This is a genomic window from Mycolicibacterium frederiksbergense, from assembly GCF_012223425.1.
Lineage (GTDB): Bacteria > Actinomycetota > Actinomycetes > Mycobacteriales > Mycobacteriaceae > Mycobacterium > Mycobacterium frederiksbergense.
This window is the reverse complement of record NZ_CP038799.1, coordinates 2,351,714-2,370,484: the sequence shown is the minus strand read 5'-3', so window position 1 is coordinate 2,370,484 and position 18,771 is coordinate 2,351,714. Positions and strand designations below refer to the sequence as shown.

The 18,771-nt window shown below is 68.6% G+C and carries 18 protein-coding genes; 9 read left to right on the top strand and 9 right to left on the bottom strand.

What is annotated here, in order from left to right; genetic code table 11:
- Positions 1 to 6: 6 nt before the first annotated feature.
- The 5 genes from EXE63_RS14345 (at position 7) to eccD (ending at position 5,099) form a co-directional block, all read left to right on the top strand.
- The gene (locus tag EXE63_RS14345; RefSeq protein ID WP_168142481.1) at positions 7 to 1,323 is read left to right on the top strand and encodes a PPE family protein; all 1,317 of its coding nucleotides are present in this window, start codon (positions 7 to 9) and stop codon (positions 1,321 to 1,323) included.
- Between the two features lie 91 nt (positions 1,324 to 1,414).
- Positions 1,415 to 1,717, top strand: a complete 303-nt coding sequence (locus tag EXE63_RS14340) for a WXG100 family type VII secretion target (RefSeq protein ID WP_168142480.1) — start codon at positions 1,415 to 1,417, stop codon at positions 1,715 to 1,717.
- Positions 1,718 to 1,757: 40 nt separating this feature from the next.
- Positions 1,758 to 2,045 (top strand): WXG100 family type VII secretion target, encoded by a 288-nt coding sequence (locus EXE63_RS14335; RefSeq protein ID WP_168142479.1) that lies wholly within the window; start codon positions 1,758 to 1,760, stop codon positions 2,043 to 2,045.
- A 91-nt stretch (positions 2,046 to 2,136) separates the two neighbouring features.
- Entirely contained in the window at positions 2,137 to 3,573 is a 1,437-nt protein-coding gene (locus EXE63_RS14330; RefSeq protein ID WP_168142478.1) for a MinD/ParA family ATP-binding protein, read from the top strand.
- The gene (gene eccD / locus EXE63_RS14325; protein WP_168142477.1) at positions 3,570 to 5,099 is read left to right on the top strand and encodes a type VII secretion integral membrane protein EccD; all 1,530 of its coding nucleotides are present in this window, start codon (positions 3,570 to 3,572) and stop codon (positions 5,097 to 5,099) included. Before EXE63_RS14330 ends, eccD begins: the two co-directional genes overlap by 4 nt.
- Here eccD and EXE63_RS14320 read toward each other — a convergent pair.
- The 8 genes from EXE63_RS14320 to EXE63_RS14285 all read right to left on the bottom strand — a co-directional run bounded on the left by EXE63_RS14320 (position 5,096) and on the right by EXE63_RS14285 (position 13,946).
- Positions 5,096 to 5,413, bottom strand: coding sequence for a YbaB/EbfC family nucleoid-associated protein (locus tag EXE63_RS14320; RefSeq protein ID WP_168145585.1), 318 nt, complete (start codon positions 5,411 to 5,413; stop codon positions 5,096 to 5,098). The genes eccD and EXE63_RS14320 overlap by 4 nt on opposite strands.
- Positions 5,414 to 5,436: 23 nt before the next feature.
- Positions 5,437 to 6,990 (bottom strand): PPE domain-containing protein, encoded by a 1,554-nt coding sequence (locus EXE63_RS33285; protein WP_168142476.1) that lies wholly within the window; start codon positions 6,988 to 6,990, stop codon positions 5,437 to 5,439.
- Positions 6,987 to 8,390, bottom strand: a complete 1,404-nt coding sequence (gene eccE, locus EXE63_RS14310) for a type VII secretion protein EccE (RefSeq protein ID WP_168142475.1) — start codon at positions 8,388 to 8,390, stop codon at positions 6,987 to 6,989. The genes EXE63_RS33285 and eccE overlap by 4 nt, the downstream gene beginning before the upstream one ends.
- Entirely contained in the window at positions 8,387 to 9,733 is a 1,347-nt protein-coding gene (gene mycP / locus EXE63_RS14305) for a type VII secretion-associated serine protease mycosin (protein WP_168142474.1), read from the bottom strand. The genes eccE and mycP overlap by 4 nt, the downstream gene beginning before the upstream one ends.
- Positions 9,734 to 9,911: 178 nt before the next feature.
- The gene (locus tag EXE63_RS14300) at positions 9,912 to 10,169 is read right to left on the bottom strand and encodes an HPr family phosphocarrier protein (RefSeq protein ID WP_168142473.1); all 258 of its coding nucleotides are present in this window, start codon (positions 10,167 to 10,169) and stop codon (positions 9,912 to 9,914) included.
- Positions 10,170 to 10,207: 38 nt separating this feature from the next.
- A complete protein-coding gene (locus tag EXE63_RS14295; RefSeq protein ID WP_168142472.1) occupies positions 10,208 to 12,175 on the bottom strand; it encodes a PTS fructose transporter subunit IIABC in 1,968 nt (655 codons plus the stop codon).
- Between the two features lie 17 nt (positions 12,176 to 12,192).
- A complete protein-coding gene (pfkB, locus tag EXE63_RS14290; RefSeq protein ID WP_168142471.1) occupies positions 12,193 to 13,170 on the bottom strand; it encodes a 1-phosphofructokinase in 978 nt (325 codons plus the stop codon).
- Positions 13,167 to 13,946, bottom strand: coding sequence for a DeoR/GlpR family DNA-binding transcription regulator (locus EXE63_RS14285; RefSeq protein ID WP_168142470.1), 780 nt, complete (start codon positions 13,944 to 13,946; stop codon positions 13,167 to 13,169). Before EXE63_RS14285 ends, pfkB begins: the two co-directional genes overlap by 4 nt.
- A gap of 100 nt (positions 13,947 to 14,046) precedes the next feature.
- Here EXE63_RS14285 and EXE63_RS14280 point away from each other — a divergent pair, with 100 nt between their 5' ends.
- On the top strand, positions 14,047 to 15,726 hold the full coding sequence (locus tag EXE63_RS14280; RefSeq protein WP_234904497.1) for a phosphoenolpyruvate--protein phosphotransferase: 1,680 nt from the start codon (positions 14,047 to 14,049) through the stop codon (positions 15,724 to 15,726).
- Positions 15,727 to 15,732: 6 nt separating this feature from the next.
- Here the strand turns inward: EXE63_RS14280 and EXE63_RS14275 are convergent, their stop codons facing one another.
- On the bottom strand, positions 15,733 to 15,888 hold the full coding sequence (locus EXE63_RS14275) for a hypothetical protein (protein ID WP_105363062.1): 156 nt from the start codon (positions 15,886 to 15,888) through the stop codon (positions 15,733 to 15,735).
- A gap of 123 nt (positions 15,889 to 16,011) precedes the next feature.
- On the opposite strand from EXE63_RS14275, the gene EXE63_RS14270 reads away from it, so the two are divergent.
- From EXE63_RS14270 to EXE63_RS14260, 3 genes are all read left to right on the top strand, one after another.
- Positions 16,012 to 16,983, top strand: coding sequence for a pirin family protein (locus EXE63_RS14270; protein WP_168142469.1), 972 nt, complete (start codon positions 16,012 to 16,014; stop codon positions 16,981 to 16,983).
- Positions 16,984 to 17,078: 95 nt separating this feature from the next.
- On the top strand, positions 17,079 to 17,714 hold the full coding sequence (locus tag EXE63_RS14265) for a TetR/AcrR family transcriptional regulator (protein ID WP_168142468.1): 636 nt from the start codon (positions 17,079 to 17,081) through the stop codon (positions 17,712 to 17,714).
- 52 nt (positions 17,715 to 17,766) lie between these two features.
- Entirely contained in the window at positions 17,767 to 18,708 is a 942-nt protein-coding gene (locus EXE63_RS14260; RefSeq protein ID WP_168142467.1) for a class I SAM-dependent methyltransferase, read from the top strand.
- Positions 18,709 to 18,771 lie beyond the last annotated feature (63 nt).

Genomic DNA, 18,771 nt, shown 5'->3' with positions numbered 1-18,771 from the left:
GTGCCGATGGTTTATGCGGCATTGCCACCGGAGGTCAACACCGGCCGCCTGATGGCCGGTGCCGGCGCTGCGCCCATGTATCAGGCCGCGGCCGCCTGGGAGATGCTGTCCATCGCCATGGAAACCCAGGCCGAGGAGCTGTCGGCAAGCCTGGCCTCGCTGGCGGGGTCCTGGCAGAGCGGGGCCAGCGAGCAGGCGATCTCCTCGACCATGCAGATGGTGACCTGGTTGCATACCAGTGCCCTGCAGGCCCAGAAGCGAGCCATGCAGGCCATCGCGCAGGCAAACTCGTATCTGCTGGCGATGGCGGTCACTCCGCCGCTGGTCGAGATCGAGCTCAACCACGTCACCCACGCGGTGCTCGAGGCGACCAACTTCCTCGGCGTGAACGCGGTACCGATCGGCGTCAACGAGTTCGACTACTTCGTGCGGATGTGGACACAGGCCGCCGTGGCGATGCACGGCTATCAGTTGGAGACGGCCGCGAATACCGTGTTCGAGCCGATCCTGCCGTTGAAGCCCATGGTGGTGCCCGGCGTCGGTGAGGCGACCCTCGGTATGTCGACCGGACGGCTGGCGGCGACCCTGCCCGGTTCAGTGATGCGCGAGATGGCGTTCGGACACGTCGCGGCCCAGGCCTCGGTGGAATCGGCCGGCCTGCAAGCCGGTCGCGCCGCCGCACAGGCGAACTTCGCGTCTGTCGCAGCGAAGAGCCAGTCGCGTAAGGCGGAGAACACCGCGCAGCAGGCCCAGGGCGAGCCCGAGCAGTTGATGAGCAGTGTGCAGCAGGGTGCGCAGATGGGTATGCAGCTCGGGTCGCAACTGGGTTCGATGGCGATGCAGGCGCCGCAGCAGATGGTGCAGACCGTCACCCAGCCGATGCAGCAGCTGGTTTCGCCGCTGCAGCAGGTCAGTTCCATGTTCGGCCAGATGGGCTCGGGGGGCCTGAACAACGGGGCGCAGTTCGGGTTGATGGGGGCGAGCCCGTTCTCGAACCACCCGCTGGCCGGCGGGACGGGACCGGCCGCCGGCGCGGGTCTGGTGCGGGCAGCGTCGCTGCCGGGCGCGGGCGGGTCCCTGGCGAGCACGCCGCTGATGAACAGCTTGATCGCCCAGCCGACGGCCAGTGCCGCTGTACCGACCGGTGCGGCTGCCGGCGGCGCCGGTGCGGGGCTGGCGCCGGTGGGCGCCGGGGCCGGTGGCGCTCCGATGGGCGGCATGGGCAGCGCGGGCAAGCGTGGTGGAAACAGGCAGAGTCTGGCGGCGCCGTCCCAGCTGGCCCATGATCTGGGAGAGGACGAAGACGAGGACGACGACTGGTGAATCGTCCACGAACACATGACTTCCCGGCCGAGGGGGCTGGAAGACTCGCCATCGTCTGGTGAGGACACAGGAAACAGAAAGAGTATCGAGCATGCCACAGATGAATACAGATACCGCTGTCCTCGCCAAGGAGGCAGCAAACTTCGAGCGTATCTCCGGTGAGCTACAGGGCGTGATGGCCAATGTCGAAGGCACCGGTGGGGCTCTGGCCGCTCAGATGCAGGGCCAGGCCGGCACCGCCGCTCAGGCAGCGCTGATGCGCTTCCACGAGGCGGCGGTCCGACAGGTTCAGGAACTCACCGACATCACTCAGAACATCCAGACCTCGGGCATGCAATACGCCACGACGGACGATGACCAGGCGGCGAGCCTGTCGTCCGCGATGAACCTCTGACCTCAACCACTTTCAGAAAGCTCATAGAAGGAGATAGCAAATGACGCAACAGGTTTGGGAGTTCGCCGGTATTGAGGGTTCGGCCGGTGAGATCAAGGCCGCCGTTGGAGTCACCAACGGATTGCTCGATGAGGGCAAGGCTTCGCTCGCCTCGCTCGCCTCGGTATGGGGCGGCGTCGGCTCGGAGGCCTACCAGGCAGTGCAGATGCGCTGGGACAGCACCTCGGCTGAACTCAATGCCGCACTGCAGAACCTCGCGATGACGGTCAGCGACTCCGGGCAGAACATGTGCCAGGTCGACAAAGGCGTCATGGGGATGTTCGCCTAGTACAACAGCGCGCCGGGGGGTGGGCGGATTAGCCTTTGGGCGTCCGCCCACCCCGTGCGTACCTGCCACAGCACGACTTTGAGAGGTGCTTATGTCGGCCGACTATGACCGGCTGTTTCATTCCTCCGGTGCGTCCGACGCCGCCGACGAGGATGCCGCCGCGCACCGTGACGGCGGGCCATCCGCGGGCGCCGCCCCGATGCCGGTCAACGCACCCGGTTCCGGCGCAGGCGGATCGGGCTATACCGGCGAGCACGCCGCCCCACCGATGCCGATCGCGCCGACACAGACGTCGACGGCTCCGCCAACCGCGGCGCCACCGCCGCGTCCGAGCGAGGTCACCAGCCAAATTCCGGTGACACCCTCGACTGGGCCGCAGCGGGTACAGAACGGGTTGTTGCGCACCCCGCAGGCCAACCCGGCCGCCGGGGCGCGCTTCGAGCAGCAGTACGCCGCTCCCGCGCCGCAGGCACGGTCGGCGCCGGCGCCCGCTCCCAGCCAGCACTTCAACGAGGCGCCGGAAACGGCATGGCCCCAGGCCAATGCCCCGACACCGACCGGACAGCCCGCGCCCACGTCGGCGGCCACCATGGGTAACCATCGCGCGATCGACGCGCTGTCCCACGTCGGTGTGCGTTCCGCGGTGAAGATGCCATCGCAACGTGGATGGCGGCACTGGCTCTACATGTTCACCCGGATCAACATGGGCCCGTCACCGGACGAGATCTACGAGATGGACCTGCAGGCCCGTGTCCGCCGGAATGCCAGGGACTCCTACCAGATCGGCGTGTTCGGCCTCAAGGGTGGAGTCGGCAAGACCGCCGTCACGGTGGCGCTGGGTTCGGCCCTCAGCCGGGTCCGCGGTGACCGTATCCTGGCCATCGACGCCGACCCGGACGGCGGCAACCTCGCCGATCGCGCCGGCAGGCAATCGGCGGCCACGGTATCGGATCTGCTGTCGGACAAGGAATTGTCCCGCTACAACGATATCCGCGCCTACACCAGCATGAACGCGGCAAACCTCGAGGTGCTGTCCTCCGAGGAGTACAGCGCCGCCCGTCGCGAGTTCAACGACGACGACTGGAAAGCGGCTGTCGGTGTGGTGTCCCGGTACTACAACCTGGTGTTGGCGGACTGCGGCGCGGGTCTGTTCACCCCGTCCTCGCGCGGGGTGCTGTCCACGGTGTCGGGCATGGTGATCGTGGCCAGCGCATCGATCGACGGCGCCCGCCAGGCTGCGGTGACGATGGACTGGTTGCGCCAGAACGGATATCAGGATCTGCTTGGCCGGTCCTGTGTGGTCATCAACCACGTCACCCCGGGTAAGACCAATATCGACGTCGATGATCTGGTGCAGCAGTTCGAGCGCCACGTCGCGCCCGGCCGGGTGGTGGTGCTGCCCTGGGACAAGCACATCGCCGCGGGCACCGAGATCCAGCTGGACCTGCTCGGCCAGACCTTCCAGCGCCGAATCCTGGAACTGGCAGCCGCGCTGTCCGATGACTTCGACCGACTCGAACGGCGTTGACCGCCACCGCAACGTCGTCGGGGCCGTCGGCGGTCACTCCGGGCCGGCCGTCGACAACCCGGGTCACCATCCTCACCGGCCGACGGATGACCGACCTGGTGCTGCCGGCGTCGGCGCCGATCGAGACCTATATCGACGAGACGGTCGCGGTGCTGGCCGAGCTGCTGGACGACGCACCTGCGGATGTGTTGGCGGGCTTCGACTTCAAGGCGCAAGGCGTCTGGGCCTTCGCCCGTCCGGGCGCACCCCCGCTGAAGGCCAACGAATCGCTGGATGACGCCGGTGTCGTGGACGGCGCACTTCTGACGCTGGTGTCGGTCAGCCGCACCGAGCGGTACCGGCCGTTGGTCGAGGACGTCATCGACGCCATCGCGGTGCTCGACGAATCCCCGGAGTTCGACCGCAGCGCGTTGAACCGGTTCGTCGGCCTGGCCATCCCGACGGTCTCGGTCGTCGGCACCCTCACCGCTCTGGTGGCATGGACGCAGTCCGGGCAGTCCTGGTGGTGGGCGGTCGCTCTCGCGGTGCTGGGGCTGGGGTTGCTGGGTGGCGCCATGCTGTCGCAGAGCCGTTACCAGAGCATCGATCTGGCCGAGAGCCTGATGTTGTCCGCACTCCCACCGCTGGCCGCGGCCGCGGCGCTGGCGGTGCCGCTGCCGCGGGAGGCCGACGGGCTGGGCGCCCCGCAGCTGGCCGCCGCGGCCGCGCTGACGCTGCTGTTCACGCTGTCCACCCGCGGGGGACCACGAAAACGGGCCAGCGTGGCGTCGTTCTTCGCGGTATTCACGGTCGCCATCACCGCGGCCGCCGTCACCTACGGATACGGCGGCCAGGAATGGGTGCCCGCCGGCGCCATCGCCTTCGGTCTGATCGTGGTGACCAACGCCGCGAAGCTGACCGTCGCCGTCGCGCGCATCGCCCTGCCGCCGATCCCGGCCCCGGGCGAGGCGGTGACCAATGACGAACTGCTGGACCCGGTTTCGCGGCCCGATATCGCCGACGAGGAGTCTCCCACTTGGCAGGCGATCATCGCCTCGGTGCCGGATTCGGCAGCCCGCCTGACCGAGCGCAGCCAGCTCTCCAAACAGCTGCTGATCGGCTTCCTGACCGCCGGCGCAGTGGTGCTCGCCGCCGGAGCGATCTCGGTGGTGGTGCAGGGACACTTCTTCCTGCACAGCATGATCGTGGCCGCACTGGTCACCGTCATCTGCGGATTCCGGTCCCGGCTGTACGCCGAAAGATGGTGTGCCTGGGCATTGATGGCTGTGACCGTCACGGTGCCGACCGGGGTGGCTGTCCGGTTGTGCCAGTGGTACCCGGACCGGGCCTGGCTCGTGTTGGCGATCTACCTGCTGGTGGCGCTCGTCGCCCTGATCACGGTGGCGGCCACCGACAATGTCAACCGGCTCTCACCGGTCACCAAGCGGATCTTCGAGTTGTTCGACGGTGCATCGATCGCCGCGGTGATACCGCTGCTGCTGTGGATATCCGGCGTGTACGACCTGCTGCGCAACCTGCGATTCTAGGGAGCTGTCCCGGTGATCTCGGCGACCGCCTCATTGAGGCGGTCCTGGTCGGCGGCGATCGATTCCGCGGCCTCGGCGGTCGCATTGAGCAGGGCCTCGTTCACCCGCTGCTCCACCGTGCCGGCACCCAGCCGCAGCGTGCCGTCGGCGATGAACACATCGACGAGATGGTGGTGACCGTTCAGCGTCACCTCGACGGTCTCGGTTTCGTCTGTCGCGGTGAAGGCTTCGCTGGCCATCTTGTGCAGCTGCTGGTCCATCAGTTCCTGGAGACGGCCGGCCTGGCGCAGCACGGCCGCCACCTCCGGGTGCATCTGCGCGCCGCCGTGATCGGTGCTCACTTGGGCTCCTTGTCCTGCACGTCCTTGCGCCTGCGGTTACCGATCACGGGCTCGGTGTAGGCGCGCTCTTCGACGTAGAGCTCCTCGTCCGGCGCGAAGCGGGGGTCACGGCGCTTCTCCTTGCCCTGCTGACCGCCGCCATGACCCATACCGCCCATGCCGCCGCCCATGGCGCCCATACCGCCACCCATGGCCGACGCCGGGATGGCCCCGGACCCACCGCCCCGCGCGCCACCGCCGGGGCCGGGTGCGACCGTTTCGGCACCGACGTTGGGCTGCAACGGCAGTGCCGGGGCGCCACCGCCACCAGCCCCGGATCCGCCGCCCGAGCCACCGCCACCGACACCGGCCGGCGATATCCCGGGATCGTCGAGCCCCGGTTCGGGCAGGCCGGTACCCGGCGTTGCGCCGCCCCCGGGCAGGCCGCCGCTCGGGAGACCGCCGCCACCGCCGGGTTTGCCCGCCCCGGAGGGGGATCCGCCACCTGAAGGGGAACCACCGCTCGACGGTGCGCCGCCCGAGGGCGCGGAACCGGCGGGCTGACCGGACTGCGCGGACATGGGCGTCGCTTGGGGTTGCTGCGGGGTGGCCTGCGCCGGTACGCCGCCCGGCGAGCCACCGCCGCCTGTCGGATTGTCGGTGCCGGGGGGAGGTGGCGCAGTCGGTCGGGTCGGCTCCTTGGACTTGCCTTTGTCCCAACCGGTCTGCAGCGCCTGTCGAATCGGCGGGGTCGGCGGTGTGACCGGGGTGACCGCCGAAGCGGCTGCGTAGTCGGCGAGCACCTCTTCGGACTTCGCCTGCAGCTTCTGGTACTCCGCAAGCAGCAGCGACATCTGTGTCGCATCGGTGGTCGTACTGAGCTGTGCGGTGATCGCCTGCACCTCGGCGACGGTGGGGTGCGACGCGGCCGCCCACCGGTGGATGCGGGCGAGTTCTTTGGCGTGGTCGGACATCTTCACCGCGGCGCGGGCCATTTCCTGCAGCCAGGTCCTGTGGCGCCGCAGCGCTGTGCCCGCAACTTCGGCAGCGGAGCCGTCCCAATCAACCGCGTCGAGGTCGAATTCCTCTGCTCGCGCCGCCAACCGGGCCGCATAGTCGCCCCAATTGGCCGCAAAGCTGTCGAGCGTTGCGGCCTGATCGGGTTGTGCGATCTGTTCTGCGGCAACCTCGACGGCCAGGTAGCCGGGTGGGGCAGGACATGCCGCGGTGGGCATCTGCGGCACCGAAATCGGCACATCCATTTTCGGAACCGGGATCTCCGAGATCTCGCCGACGGTGCCGTCGATCGCCGCGGCACCGGCCTGATCGGTCGACTCATAGGTGGTGGCGGCCGCCTTCAACGCCCCGGAGAGCAGGGCGGCTTCCTCCTGGCCCGCCGCGATGAAGGATTTCATCCCCTCGCCTTCGGCACTGATCTGCCTCACGGCGACACCCGCGAGTTCCAGACCGCAGGGCGCCTGCGGCTGCTCGGGCGTGGGCGGCAGGGGCACGTCGAGGCTTGCGGCCTTGCCGCGCAGGTCTGCCGGTTCAACCTTCAGCGGCGATGTCATGACGCCCCCTCCAGCGCCATCTGGTAGCGGCTCTCCTCGCGCGGATTGATCAGCCGGATGGGCAACTGACTGTGCCGCGGGGTCTCGATGAAGTTGCTGCGCAGCACAACTCGGCCGACACCCGGGTGCGGACCGAGGTAGGTGGTGGAATTCGGCCAGGACACCTTGGCGACCGGTCCGATCCGGCCGTTGACGAACCCGGCGAACTCACGGAACTGCGGGCCCAGTGTCACCATCCCGCCGGCGGCCGCCGAGCGGATCACGAACTGGGTGAACAGCCGGGCATCGCCGAGGTTGACGCTCACGTCGACATCATCGAACGGCATGTAGACCGGGTAGCGGTCCGCAGTCTCACCGATGAGCACTCCGGCCGACCCGATGGGCAGTTCGTAGTGCCGGTCGGTGACCGGGCTCTCGCCGAGCAGGGCTGCTCGCTGACCGCCGAACAGGCACGAGAATCCGCGCGGTGTCGAGGGATTGGCGAGCGTGGTGAGAAGCACCGTCGTGGTCGGCGCCGCGCCGGGGCGGATGCGCACCCGGGTGATGGTGTGGTCGGCGCGCGCCGACCACCACATGTCGGGACCGCCCGGGGCGACGTAGGCGGCGGTGAACGTGCTGCGCCCCTTGATCGACGACCAGGATTCTCGTTCGAAGCTGATCTCGGTGGCATGGTCGAAATCATCGAAGCTGCGGCTGCAGCGCGCGTCGATTCCGTTGCTGGCCAACTGATCCGCGATACGGGTGGCCGAGGCGACCAGATAGCGGGCCAGCCCCGACACCCCGGTGTCACGGCGCTGTGCGGGCCGCCGCGTCACCTCGGGATCGGCACGCAGCACGATCCAGGTGCGCCGGTTCGCCGGCGCCGGGTAGGGGCCCACCACCTGTTCGTAGAGGGCGACCAGACCGGCCGGTGCCGACTTTCCGACCCGGTATCCGGCCGCCACCACGTCGGCCTCGAGCTCGGGGCAGTGCGCCATGATCAGCTGTTCCACGACGCGGGTGTCGATCACGTCATCGGTGAAGGCCTCGCCGTCCACGAGGACGGTCGGGGTGAAGGGCCGCGGGATGAGTTCGATGATCGCGACCAGGAAATCGCCCTGCCAGCGCACTGCGACATGGTCGCCCGGCAACACGGTGGCCCCGACGGCGGGTGCCGAGGGCGCGGCGGGCGGTGTGGTGAGCCTGCGGCGCCAGGAGAACAGGGCCGCGATCCAGCCCGTGATGCGGCGGCCACGCACGGTCAGCGTGACGCAGATCGTGAGCAGCACGGCCAGTGTGATGCCGAGCCACAACAGGTCCAGCGCAGTGAATACCGCGATACCGGCCGGAATGAGGACCGCCGCCCACAGCAGGTGCCCGGTGGTGAACCGGAACCCGAACTGGCCGAGGAACTCCTTCATCGGCGCCTCATGGCCCGTCGGGCCAGCGCCGCGATCCCCAGTACCAGCGCCAGCCCGGCGCCGGTCAGCACCACGATGGTGATCGGGCCGCGGTCGGGCGGCTCGATGACCACCGGCGGCGGCAGCTGCTTGACGCGGTACGGAGCCGCCTTCGGGCCGGGCGGTACATCCCAGGTCAGTGCGGCCACCGGATCGATGACCCCGGCGCCGACATAGTTGTCGACACCGCCACCGGGGTGGCGGGCGGTGGCGGTGATGCGGTTCATGATCTGTGCGGCCGTCAGGTTGGGGAACCGCTGCTTGAGCAGTGCGGCCAGACCCGAAACGTAGGCCGCGGCAAAGGATGTACCGGCAATCGGGATGGGTCCCTCGGCACCGTTGAGGGCGTTCACCGGGTTGCCGTCGTAGCCGAGCGCGGTGATGTTCTCGGCAGGCGCGGCCGCGTCGACCCAGGGCCCCGACATCGAGAAGGTGCTGGGCTGACCGGTCTGCCCGATGCCGCCGACGGTGAGCACCAGCGGCGAGTACCAGGCGGGGGACACGATCGTCTGCACCTGTTTCCAGCCGCGCGGATCGTTGGGCACGTCGGCCTCGGGCGGCGGGTTCTGGGTGCAGTCCTGGCCGGTGTTGCCCGCGGCCACCACCACGATCGCGCCCTTGATGTTGACGGCGAAGTTGATCGCCGCGCCGACGGTGGCCTCGTCGATCGGCCGCGTCGCCTTGTAGCAGGCGGCCTCGCTGATGTTGATGACCTGTGCCCCCAGGTTGGCGGCATGCACGATCGAGCGGGCCAGGCTGCGCAACGAGCCGGCGGTCTGGGTGGTATTCGGATCATTGGGGTCGCTGCGTGAGCCGACGGGCTGAAAGTTGTCCGAGGTTTGGCGCAACGACAGGATCCGCGCCTCCGGGGCCACGCCGACGAATCCGTCGGTGGGAGCAGGCCGCCCGGCGATGATTGCCGCGGTCAGCGTCCCGTGGGCGTCGCAGTCGGACATTCCGTTGCCGGCCTTGTCCACGAAATCGCCGCCGGGTTCGGCCGGGACCCGGGCAGAGCCGTTGACCCCGGTGTCGATGACCGCGACGGTCACCCCGGCCCCGGTGGCGAATTTCTGCGCATCGGCAAGGCGCAGGTACTCGTTGGCCCACGGTTTGTCGATGAAATTCGAATCCGGGAAGCTGATCGGCGCCGAGCATTGGCGGCGCTGCTCGGTCGGCTGGTCAGGACCTGTTTCGTCGGGCGGGACGGCGGCCGGATCGATGACGGGCGGTTCGATCGCGACGGCCGGCGGTGCCGTCAGCAGGACGAGTGCCAAAGCGGCCAGCAGCGCACCGATGCGTCGCACGGTTGTTCACTCCCCCTTGCAGTCCCCGGATGCGGGTTGTGCCGGCACAACCCGCAGCAAAGTGGAGGCCGCCTACCGGCGGCGCATCCTGTCACGACAGCCTAGGTGTGGACTTCCCATCCAGCTTTGCCAGAGTCATTTTACGGGGGTGCAGATGGGCCTCGTTCCGCTTTCTGGATCAGGCGTCGAGGTCCTTGGTCACCAGGTCGGCGATGGTGGCCAGCGCCGCGGCATCCTCGGATGCCACCGTCACCTGCGCGCCGTTTCCGGCGCCCAGCGTCATGATCATCAGTGCTGAGCCGGCGTCCACGGGTTCGCCACCGTCGACGGCGAGGGTCACCTCGACACCGGCGTTGACGACGGCTTCGGCGATGATCGCGGCAGGCCGGGCGTGCAGGCCGATGGACGATCCGACGGTGACGGTCTTCTCGGGCATGTGTTTCTCCTTGTGTGTTGGGGTTGTGGTCGAGAATGTCAGACGGACACAGCTTGGCGGGGCTTGATGAACTGCTTGGCCGCGACGACCGCCAGCGCGGAGACGACGGTGCCGGCCACGAGCGCGACGAGGAACATCGCCAGGTTGCCGATCGCGAAGAAGACGAAGATGCCGCCGTGCGGGGCCCGCAGCGTCACCCCGAACGCCATGCACAGCGCGCCGGTGATGGCCCCGCCGAACATCATCGACGGGATGACGCGCAGCGGGTCGGCCGCGGCGAACGGGATGGCGCCCTCGGAGATGAACGAGGCGCCGAGAAGCCAAGCCGCGCGCCCGTTTTCCTTCTCGGGTTCGCTGAACAGGCCGGGGCGGATCGTCGTTGCGAGCGCCATGGCCAGCGGCGGGACCATGCCGGCCGCCATCACGGTCGCCATGATCTCGAAGGATGCGGTGGTGGCCGCGGCAAGGCCGGCGGTGGCGAAGGCGTAGGCGGCCTTGTTGACCGGACCGCCGAGGTCGAAGCACATCATCAGGCCGAGAATGACGCCGAGGAACACCGCCGAGGTGCCGGTCAACCCGTTGAGCCAATCGGTGAGGCTGGTGTTGACCCAGGCGAGCGGGCGGCCGATCAGGAAGAACATGATCAGACCCACCGACAGTGACGCGATGAGCGGGATGATGACCACCGGCATGAGGCCGCGTAGCCATTGCGGGACTTTGAGGTTGCTGATCCACAGTGCGGTGAAGCCGGCGATCACACCGCCGACGATGCCGCCGATGAAGCCGCCGCCGACGAACACCGCGAGCGCACCCGCGGTGAAGCCCGGCGCGATACCGGGCCGGTCGGCGATGGCGAAGGATATGTAGCCGGCCAGCGCCGGCACCAGGAAGCTGAAGGCCAGCCCGCCGAGGGTGAACAGAATGGCACCGAGGTACTGCATCATGCCGCCGTCGGGCAGATTGGTCAGCGAGTTGTTGAGCGCGATGTCCTGGCCGTTGTCGGCGATCTCGTAGCCGCCGAACAGGAAGCCCAGCGCGATCAGCAGGCCACCGGCCGCGACGAACGGGATCATGTAGCTCACGCCGGTGAGCAGGATCTGCCGGGTCCGGGTGCCCCAGCCGACGTTGGAGGAACCCTCGGTGCCCGCGTCGGCGGAGGCGGTGCCCTCCACCCGGGCGGCTCTCGGGTTATCCGCGGCGGCAACGGCTTCGGCGATCATGGTGTCGGGTTCATTGATGGCGCGTTTCACGCCGGAGGCGATCACCGGCTTGCCCGCGAACCGGCCGCGATCCTTGACACCCACATCGGTGGCGAAGATGACGGCGTCGGCGGCGGCGATGGTCGAACCGGGCAGCGGGGTGCTGCCCGAGGAGCCCTGGGTCTCCACCACGAACTCGACGTCGGCGCGTTCGGCGGCCAGTTTCAGGGCGTCGGCCGCCATGTAGGTGTGCGCGATTCCGGTGGGGCAGGCGGTGATCGCCACGATCTTCTTCTTGGCGGCAGGTGCTGCGGCGGCGGCCGGCGCGGCGGCGGCGGGAGCAGGGGCCGGGTTCACCACGCCCTCGACCAGGGCGACCAGTTCACCGGCCGTGCCTGCGGACCGCAGCGACTCGACGAAGTCCTTGCGCACCAGTGCGCGGGCCAGGCTGGAGAGCAACTTCATGTGTTCGGCGCCGCCGGAATCCGGTGCGGCGATGAGGAACACCAGATCGGCCGGACCGTCGGGGGCGCCGAAGTCGACTTTGGGGGACAGCCGGGCGAAACCGATGGTCGGGGTGTCGACATACGGTGACCGGCAGTGCGGGATGGCGATCCCGCCGGGCAGGCCGGTCGCGGACTGGGCCTCGCGGGCCATGGCGGCGGCGATCAGCCCGTCGGCATCGGTGGTGCGGCCCGCGCCGACCAGTAGCCCGGCGATGCGGGAGATGACGGCCTGCTTGTCGGCGCCGGCGTCGGCGTCGAGCAGGACCAGGTCGGTGGTGATCACCGAGGGTGAACTGGACATGGATTGACCTTCTGTTGTCAGGACTCGGAACGGGACAGTGAAATGGCCTTCACTGGTACGGCTTTCAGATTGATGAGGTCCGGCCCGGGCAGCGCGGACCCGGGCAGGGAGGCGGCGGCGCTGCCATAGGCAACAGCCATCCGCAGCCGGTCGGGGGCGTCCGCCCCGGACAGCGCCGCCCGTACGTAGCCGGCAAGTGCGGAATCACCGGCCCCGACCGTGCTGCGCGGGGTGATCGGCGGGGAGCCGGCCAACCAGGCGCCGGACGGGTCGACGAGCACCGCGCCGGCCGCGCCGAGGGTGACCAGGATGGTGCGGGCACCGCGGTCGACCAGTCGGCGGGCCGCGGCGATCACCGGCATCGGATCACCTGCGGCGGCAGCATCTTCGAGCTCCTGGGCGGAGGTGCCGGTCAGTCCGGCGAGTTCCTCGGCGTTGGGTTTGATGAGATCGGGGGCCGCGCGGCCGAAGGACGCGGCCAACGCGGACAGCGGTGCGTCCGAGGTGTCCACCGCGACGAGGCAGTCCTTGTCGGACAGCTGGGCGACCACATCGGCATACCAGCTCACCGGTACGCCCGGTGGCAGCGACCCGGACATCACGATCCATTCCGCCCGGTGCCCGGCTTCCACCACGGTGCGGGTCAGGGCTTCCAGGGCGTCGGCGTCCAGCGTCGCGCCGGGCTCATTGAGTTTGGTTGTGGTGCCGTCATTTTCGGTGATGGCCACGTTGGTGCGGATCGTTCCGCGGATGGGCACCGTGGCGTAGGGGACCCCGGCGGCCCGCAGCGCGGTGAGCATCGGGTCGGCGTCGGCCGAGGGCAGCACGGCCAACGCATCCAGACCTGCCAGGCCGAGTGCGCGCGCAACGTTGACGCCCTTGCCGCCGGGTTCGTCGGTGACTGAACTGATCCGGTGTACCGCACCGCGGGTCAGGGCGCCGGGCAGCGTGACGGTGCGGTCGATGCTGGGGTTGGGTGTGACGGTGACGATCATGCGGATGCTCCTGCACAGGTGACTTCGATTCCGAGGCCGATGAGTTCCTCGCGGGCGGTGTCGGCGATCTCGGTATCGGTGATGAGTGCGTCGACGGTGGAGATCGGCGCAAAGCTGTGGAGTTCCTCCCGGCCGATCTTCGAGGAATCGGCGACAACGACGACGTAATTCGCACACTTGACCATGGCGCGCTTGATGGCTGCCTCCTCGCTGTCCGGTGTGGACAGGCCGTGCCGGGCGGTGATCCCGTTGGTGCCGATGAAGGCGATGTCGACCCGGAGCTGCTCGAGGGTCTGCAGGGCCTGCTCGCCGACGGTGGCCTGGGTGAGTCCGCGGACCCGCCCGCCGAGCAACTGCAGCGATACCGATGGCACCGCGGACAGCCGGGCGGCGACCGGTACCGAGTTGGTCACCACCACGAGCTCGCGGTCGGTCGGGATGAGCGCGGCGACCCGGCTGGTGGTGGTGCCGGCGTCCAGCAGCACGCTGGCGCCACCGGCGGGGAACACGTCGGTGGCGGCCGCGGCGATGGCGTCCTTGTGGGCGGCCCGGGTCGCGTCCCGCTCGCCGACATCCTGTTCGACCAGGTGCAGTGCCCGCGCCGGGACGGCGCCGCCGTGGACCCGGCGCAGCAGGCCGGCCTTGTGCAGCACGGCGAGGTCGCGGCGCACCGTTTCGGTGGTGACGTCGTAGGTCTGGGCCAGTTCGGTGACCGAGGCGCGCCCCTGCTGCATCACCAGGGTGGCGATGGCGTTCTGGCGTTCCTCGGCGTACATCCGTCTCCGTTCGGGCGAGCCGACCGGCTCAAATGTTGATATATGTGGTTTTACGCTTGAATCTGTTGACTTGTCAATACTTTCTTGTAATCTGAATCACATGAGCACTTCATCCGTGACTGAGACACAGGTTCTGACCGGCGTTCCGGTGGTGGCCGGGGTTGCCTACGCCCCGGTGATCCGGCCGGGAGCGCGACCGACTGCCCCGGTGTCCGCCGCCGATGTGCCCGAGGCGGACCGGCCGGGCGAGGTGGACCGGCTCAAAGCCGCGGCGGCGGCGGTCGCCGAGCGGCTGCGCGATCGGGCGGCACACGCGACCGGGGTGGCGTCGGAGGTGCTGGCCACCACCGCCGCGCTGGCCCAGGACCGGGCCTGGCTCCTGGACGCGGAAAAGCGGATCAAGGCAGGCAGCCCGGCTCATCATGCGGTGGGAGGGTCCATCGCCAAGATCTCTGATGCGCTGTCGAAGGCCGGCGACCTGATGGCCGAACGGGTGACGGACCTGCGTGACGTCCGCGACCGGGTGCTCGCCCAGCTGGCCGGGCTACCCGAACCCGGGGTTCCGGTGCCGGATGTCCCCTCGGTGCTGTGCGCGGAGGACCTCGCGCCCGCCGACACCGCCGGCCTGGACCCGACCCTGGTGGTGGCGCTGGCCACCACCCTCGGCGGCCCGACGAGCCACACCGCGATCATCGCCCGCCAGCTCGGCATTCCGTGCGTGGTGGCGGTGGCCGGGCTGGACGCGGTGCCGGCCGGTGTGAAGGTGATGGTCAACGGTGCCCTCGGCACGGTGACGGTGTCCCCGGATGCCGAGCAGGCACAGCACGCCGTCGGGAAAGCACGCGAGGACGCCGCGCGCATCGCGCAATGGACCGGACCCGGCGCCACCGCCGACGGGCATGCGGTGGCGGTACTGGCGAATGTCCAGGATGGTGCGGCGGCCCGCGCGGCGAGTCAGACTCCGGCCGAAGGCGTCGGGCTCTTCCGGACCGAGCTGTGTTTCCTGAACCGCGACACCGAGCCGACGGTGGACGAGCAGGCGCGCATCTACGGTGAGGTGCTGACCGCATTCGAGGGCCGCAAGGTCGTCATCCGCACCCTGGACGCCGGTTCGGACAAACCGCTGAAATTCGCCGGGCACACCGATGAGGCCAACCCGGCACTGGGGGTGCGCGGCGTTCGTATCTCGTTCGGGAACCCGGGACTGCTCACCCGTCAGCTCGAATCGATCGCCGCGGCGGCACAGGCCACCGGCAGCGATCCCTGGGTGATGGCGCCGATGATCGCCACCGGAGATGAAGCGAAAAACTTTGCCGCCCAAGCGCGCTCCTTCGGGCTGACGCCTGGTGTGATGATCGAGATTCCGGCGGCGGCACTGCTGGCCGACCGCATCCTCGAGCATGTCGACTTCTTGTCGATCGGCACCAACGATCTGGCGCAGTACACGATGGCCGCTGACCGGATGTCGGCCGAACTGGCCACCCTGACCGATCCGTGGCAGCCCGGCGTGCTGACCTTGGTCGCGATGACCGCCAAGGCCGGTGCGGCCGTGGGGAAGCCGGTGGGTGTGTGCGGTGAGGCGGCCGCGGACCCGCTATTGGCCTGCGTGCTGGTGGGGATGGGCGTGACGTCATTGTCGGCGGCCGCCACGGCGGTGCCCGGAGTGGGCGCCGCGCTGGCCGGAGTCACGCTGGAGCGATGCCGTGCCGCGGCGCAGTCGGTGGTGCAGACGGCAAGTGCCGCGGACGCCAGGTCCGCGGCACTTGCCGTGTTGGGGTAAAGCGGGCTAGAACCAGACTTTTCGACCACCGACCGGACGGCCGACGGCGCCCAGGATCCACAACACGACGCCGACGACGACGAGAATCGCGCCGATCGTGTAGAGGATCGAGAGGCTGGTGAAGTATCCGATCAGCAGGAGCACGATGCCGAGCACAATCATGGTAGTTCCCATCCTTGAGGTGATGCTTATGCGTTATCGCTTGGGGAGAATTTCCAAAACCGTCAAAATCCAAACCTGCGACGCGCCAGGAATGAATCGGACCACAGTCCGGTTACTCTGAACATGCCTGCCATCACAGCCGATACGCTCACCCTGCCCCGCATCGCGGCGGCTTCGCCCGCCGAGACCGAACGCCGCGTGCGCTCCATCACCACCGGCCCCCGCGGCTACGAGGGCGAGGGGTTCCCTGTCGTCCGCGCCTTCGCCGGCGTCAGCGCCGCCGATCTCGACCCCTTTGTGCACATGGACCAGATGGGCGAGATCGAATACCAGCCCGGTGAACCCCGCGGGACCGACTGGCATCCGCACCGTGGCTTCGAGACCGTCACCTACATGATCGACGGCCGTTTCGCGCACCAGGACTCGCACGGCGGCGGTGGTCTGATCACCGACGGTGCCACCCAATGGATGACGGCGGGTGCCGGCATCCTGCACATCGAGACCCCACCCGCCGAACTCGTCGAGAGCGGTGGCCTGTTCCACGGCGTCCAGCTCTGGGTGAACCTGCCGCGCAAGGACAAGTTCGCCGCTCCGCGCTACCAATCCATCGAGGGCGGTGCCGTGGAGCTGCTGTCCTCGGACGACGGTGGCGCGTTGGTCCGCGTCATCGCCGGTTCCATCGGTGAACATGCCGGACCGGGCCAGACCCACACCCCGATCGCGTTGGCCCATGCCACCATCGAGCCCGGCGCGCGGCTGAACCTGCCCTGGGATCGGCAGTTCAACGCATTGGTCTACGTGCTGTCCGGGCGGGGCAGCGTGGGGTCGCAGGGTCGCCCGATCCAGCAGGGCCAGCTGGCCGTGCTCGGCTCCGGTGACCGCATCGAGATCGCCGCGGACTCCGGACAGGACGGCAACCGGCCGGCGCTGGAAGTGCTGCTGCTGGGCGGACGCCCGATCCGCGAGCCGGTGGTGCAGTACGGGCCGTTCGTCATGAATTCCAAATCGGAGGTGTTACAGGCGATGGAGGACTTCAACGCCGGCCGGTTCGGGTCGCTGCCGCCGAATGCCCTCACCCCGCACCGGGTGCGCTGAACCCTTGTCCTGGCGGTTTGCTGAAAGGTCAATTTCGTGTGACTTCGCAATCATCCTCCGGTAGTGGGGCAGGTGATCTGTGGCACAATTTGACTGTGCCGCATATAGCCAGCAGAGGTCCGGGTCGTCCGCCTGCCGCCAAGGCAGCGGAGACCCGGGAGCGCATCCTGCAGGCCGCGCGGGAGGTGTTCAGCGAACTCGGTTACGACGCAGCAACATTCCAGGCCATCGCGGTTCGTTCGGATCTGACCCGCCCGGCCATCAATCACTACTTCCAGAGCAAGCACCTGCTCTATCGGGAAGTGGTCGAGCACACCAACGCCGTCGTGGTGCGGGCCGGTGTCGAGAAAGCCAAGGCCGAGCCGACACTGCTGAAGCGACTGTCGGCGTTTTACGCGGTGGCGATGCAGGCCGACAGCAAGGACCGCTCGGTCGCGGCCTTCCTGGTGACCTCGGTGCTGGAGGCGCAGCGCCATCCCGAACTCAGCCAGGACGAGCACGACCCGCTCGCGAACTCCCGGGCATTCGTGCAGTGGGCCGTCAGCGATGCCATCGAGCGCGGCGAACTGACCACCGATACCGATGTCGCAACGTTGGTCGAGATGCTGGTTGCGGTGATGTGGGGGATGGGTTTCTACGCCGGTTACGTCGGGACGCACGACGAAGCCGCCGCGGTGGTCGGGCAACTGGAACTGCTGATGGCTAACAAGCTGTGGACGCTCTCGAAGTAGCTGGTTGCCGGCGCAGGCGGATAGATAATCTAACTATCGGTAGCATCGGGACATGAGCTCACTGCGCACCCACGATGACAGCTGGGACATCGCGTCCAGCGTAGGAACCACCGCCGTGATGGTCGCCGCAGCGCGAGCCGCCGAGACGGCAAGCGCCGACCCGCTGATCAGCGACCCGTACGCGCGCATGCTGGTCGAGGGTGCCGGCGGCGGCGTGTGGGGCCTGATGATGGACGAGGACTGGGTCGCCCGCGCGGTCGACATCGACCCCGAAGGCGCCGCCATCTTCGCGCACATGGGCAGCTATCAGGCGGTGCGTACCCGCTACTTCGACGATTTCTTCACCGCCGCCGGCGGCGCCGGGATCCGTCAGGTGGTGATCCTCGCGTCCGGCCTGGATTCGCGCGCGTACCGGCTGGACTGGCCGGCCGGCACCACCGTCTTCGAGATAGACCAGCCCAAGGTGCTCGAATACAAGGAGTCGGTGCTCTCCGAGCACGGTGTGCGGCCGACGTCGACCCGCCGGGAGGTGGCCGTCGACCTGCGCCACGACTGGCCGAAGGTGTTGCGCGAAGCCGGTTTTGACGCCTCGACGCCGACAGCCTGGCTGGCCGAGGGTCTGTTGATGTACCTGCCCGCGGACGCGCAGGACCGGCTCTTCAGCCAGATCACCGAACTCAGCGCCACGGGTAGCCGGATTGCGGTGGAGACAGCTCCGACGCAGGCCGAGGAACGTCGCCAGCAGATGAAGGAACGGTTCGAGATCATCAAGGAGAAGTTCGGTATCACCGACAGCCTCGATGTCGGCGAGCTCATGTACAACGATCCGGACCGTGCCGATGTGGCCGAATGGCTCGGCGCCCACGGCTGGGACAGCGCCGCGGTGCAATCGGCCGCCGAGATGCGCCGGCTCGATCGTTGGGCGCTGCCCGACGGCCCGGATGCGCCCGCCGACGACGCGTTCTCCCAGTTCGTGACCGCCACCAGACGCTGAGAGCGGAATTTAGGTCTTATGGACCGACCGACCGGATGGTTAGTATCAGATTTCCTCGGTCTG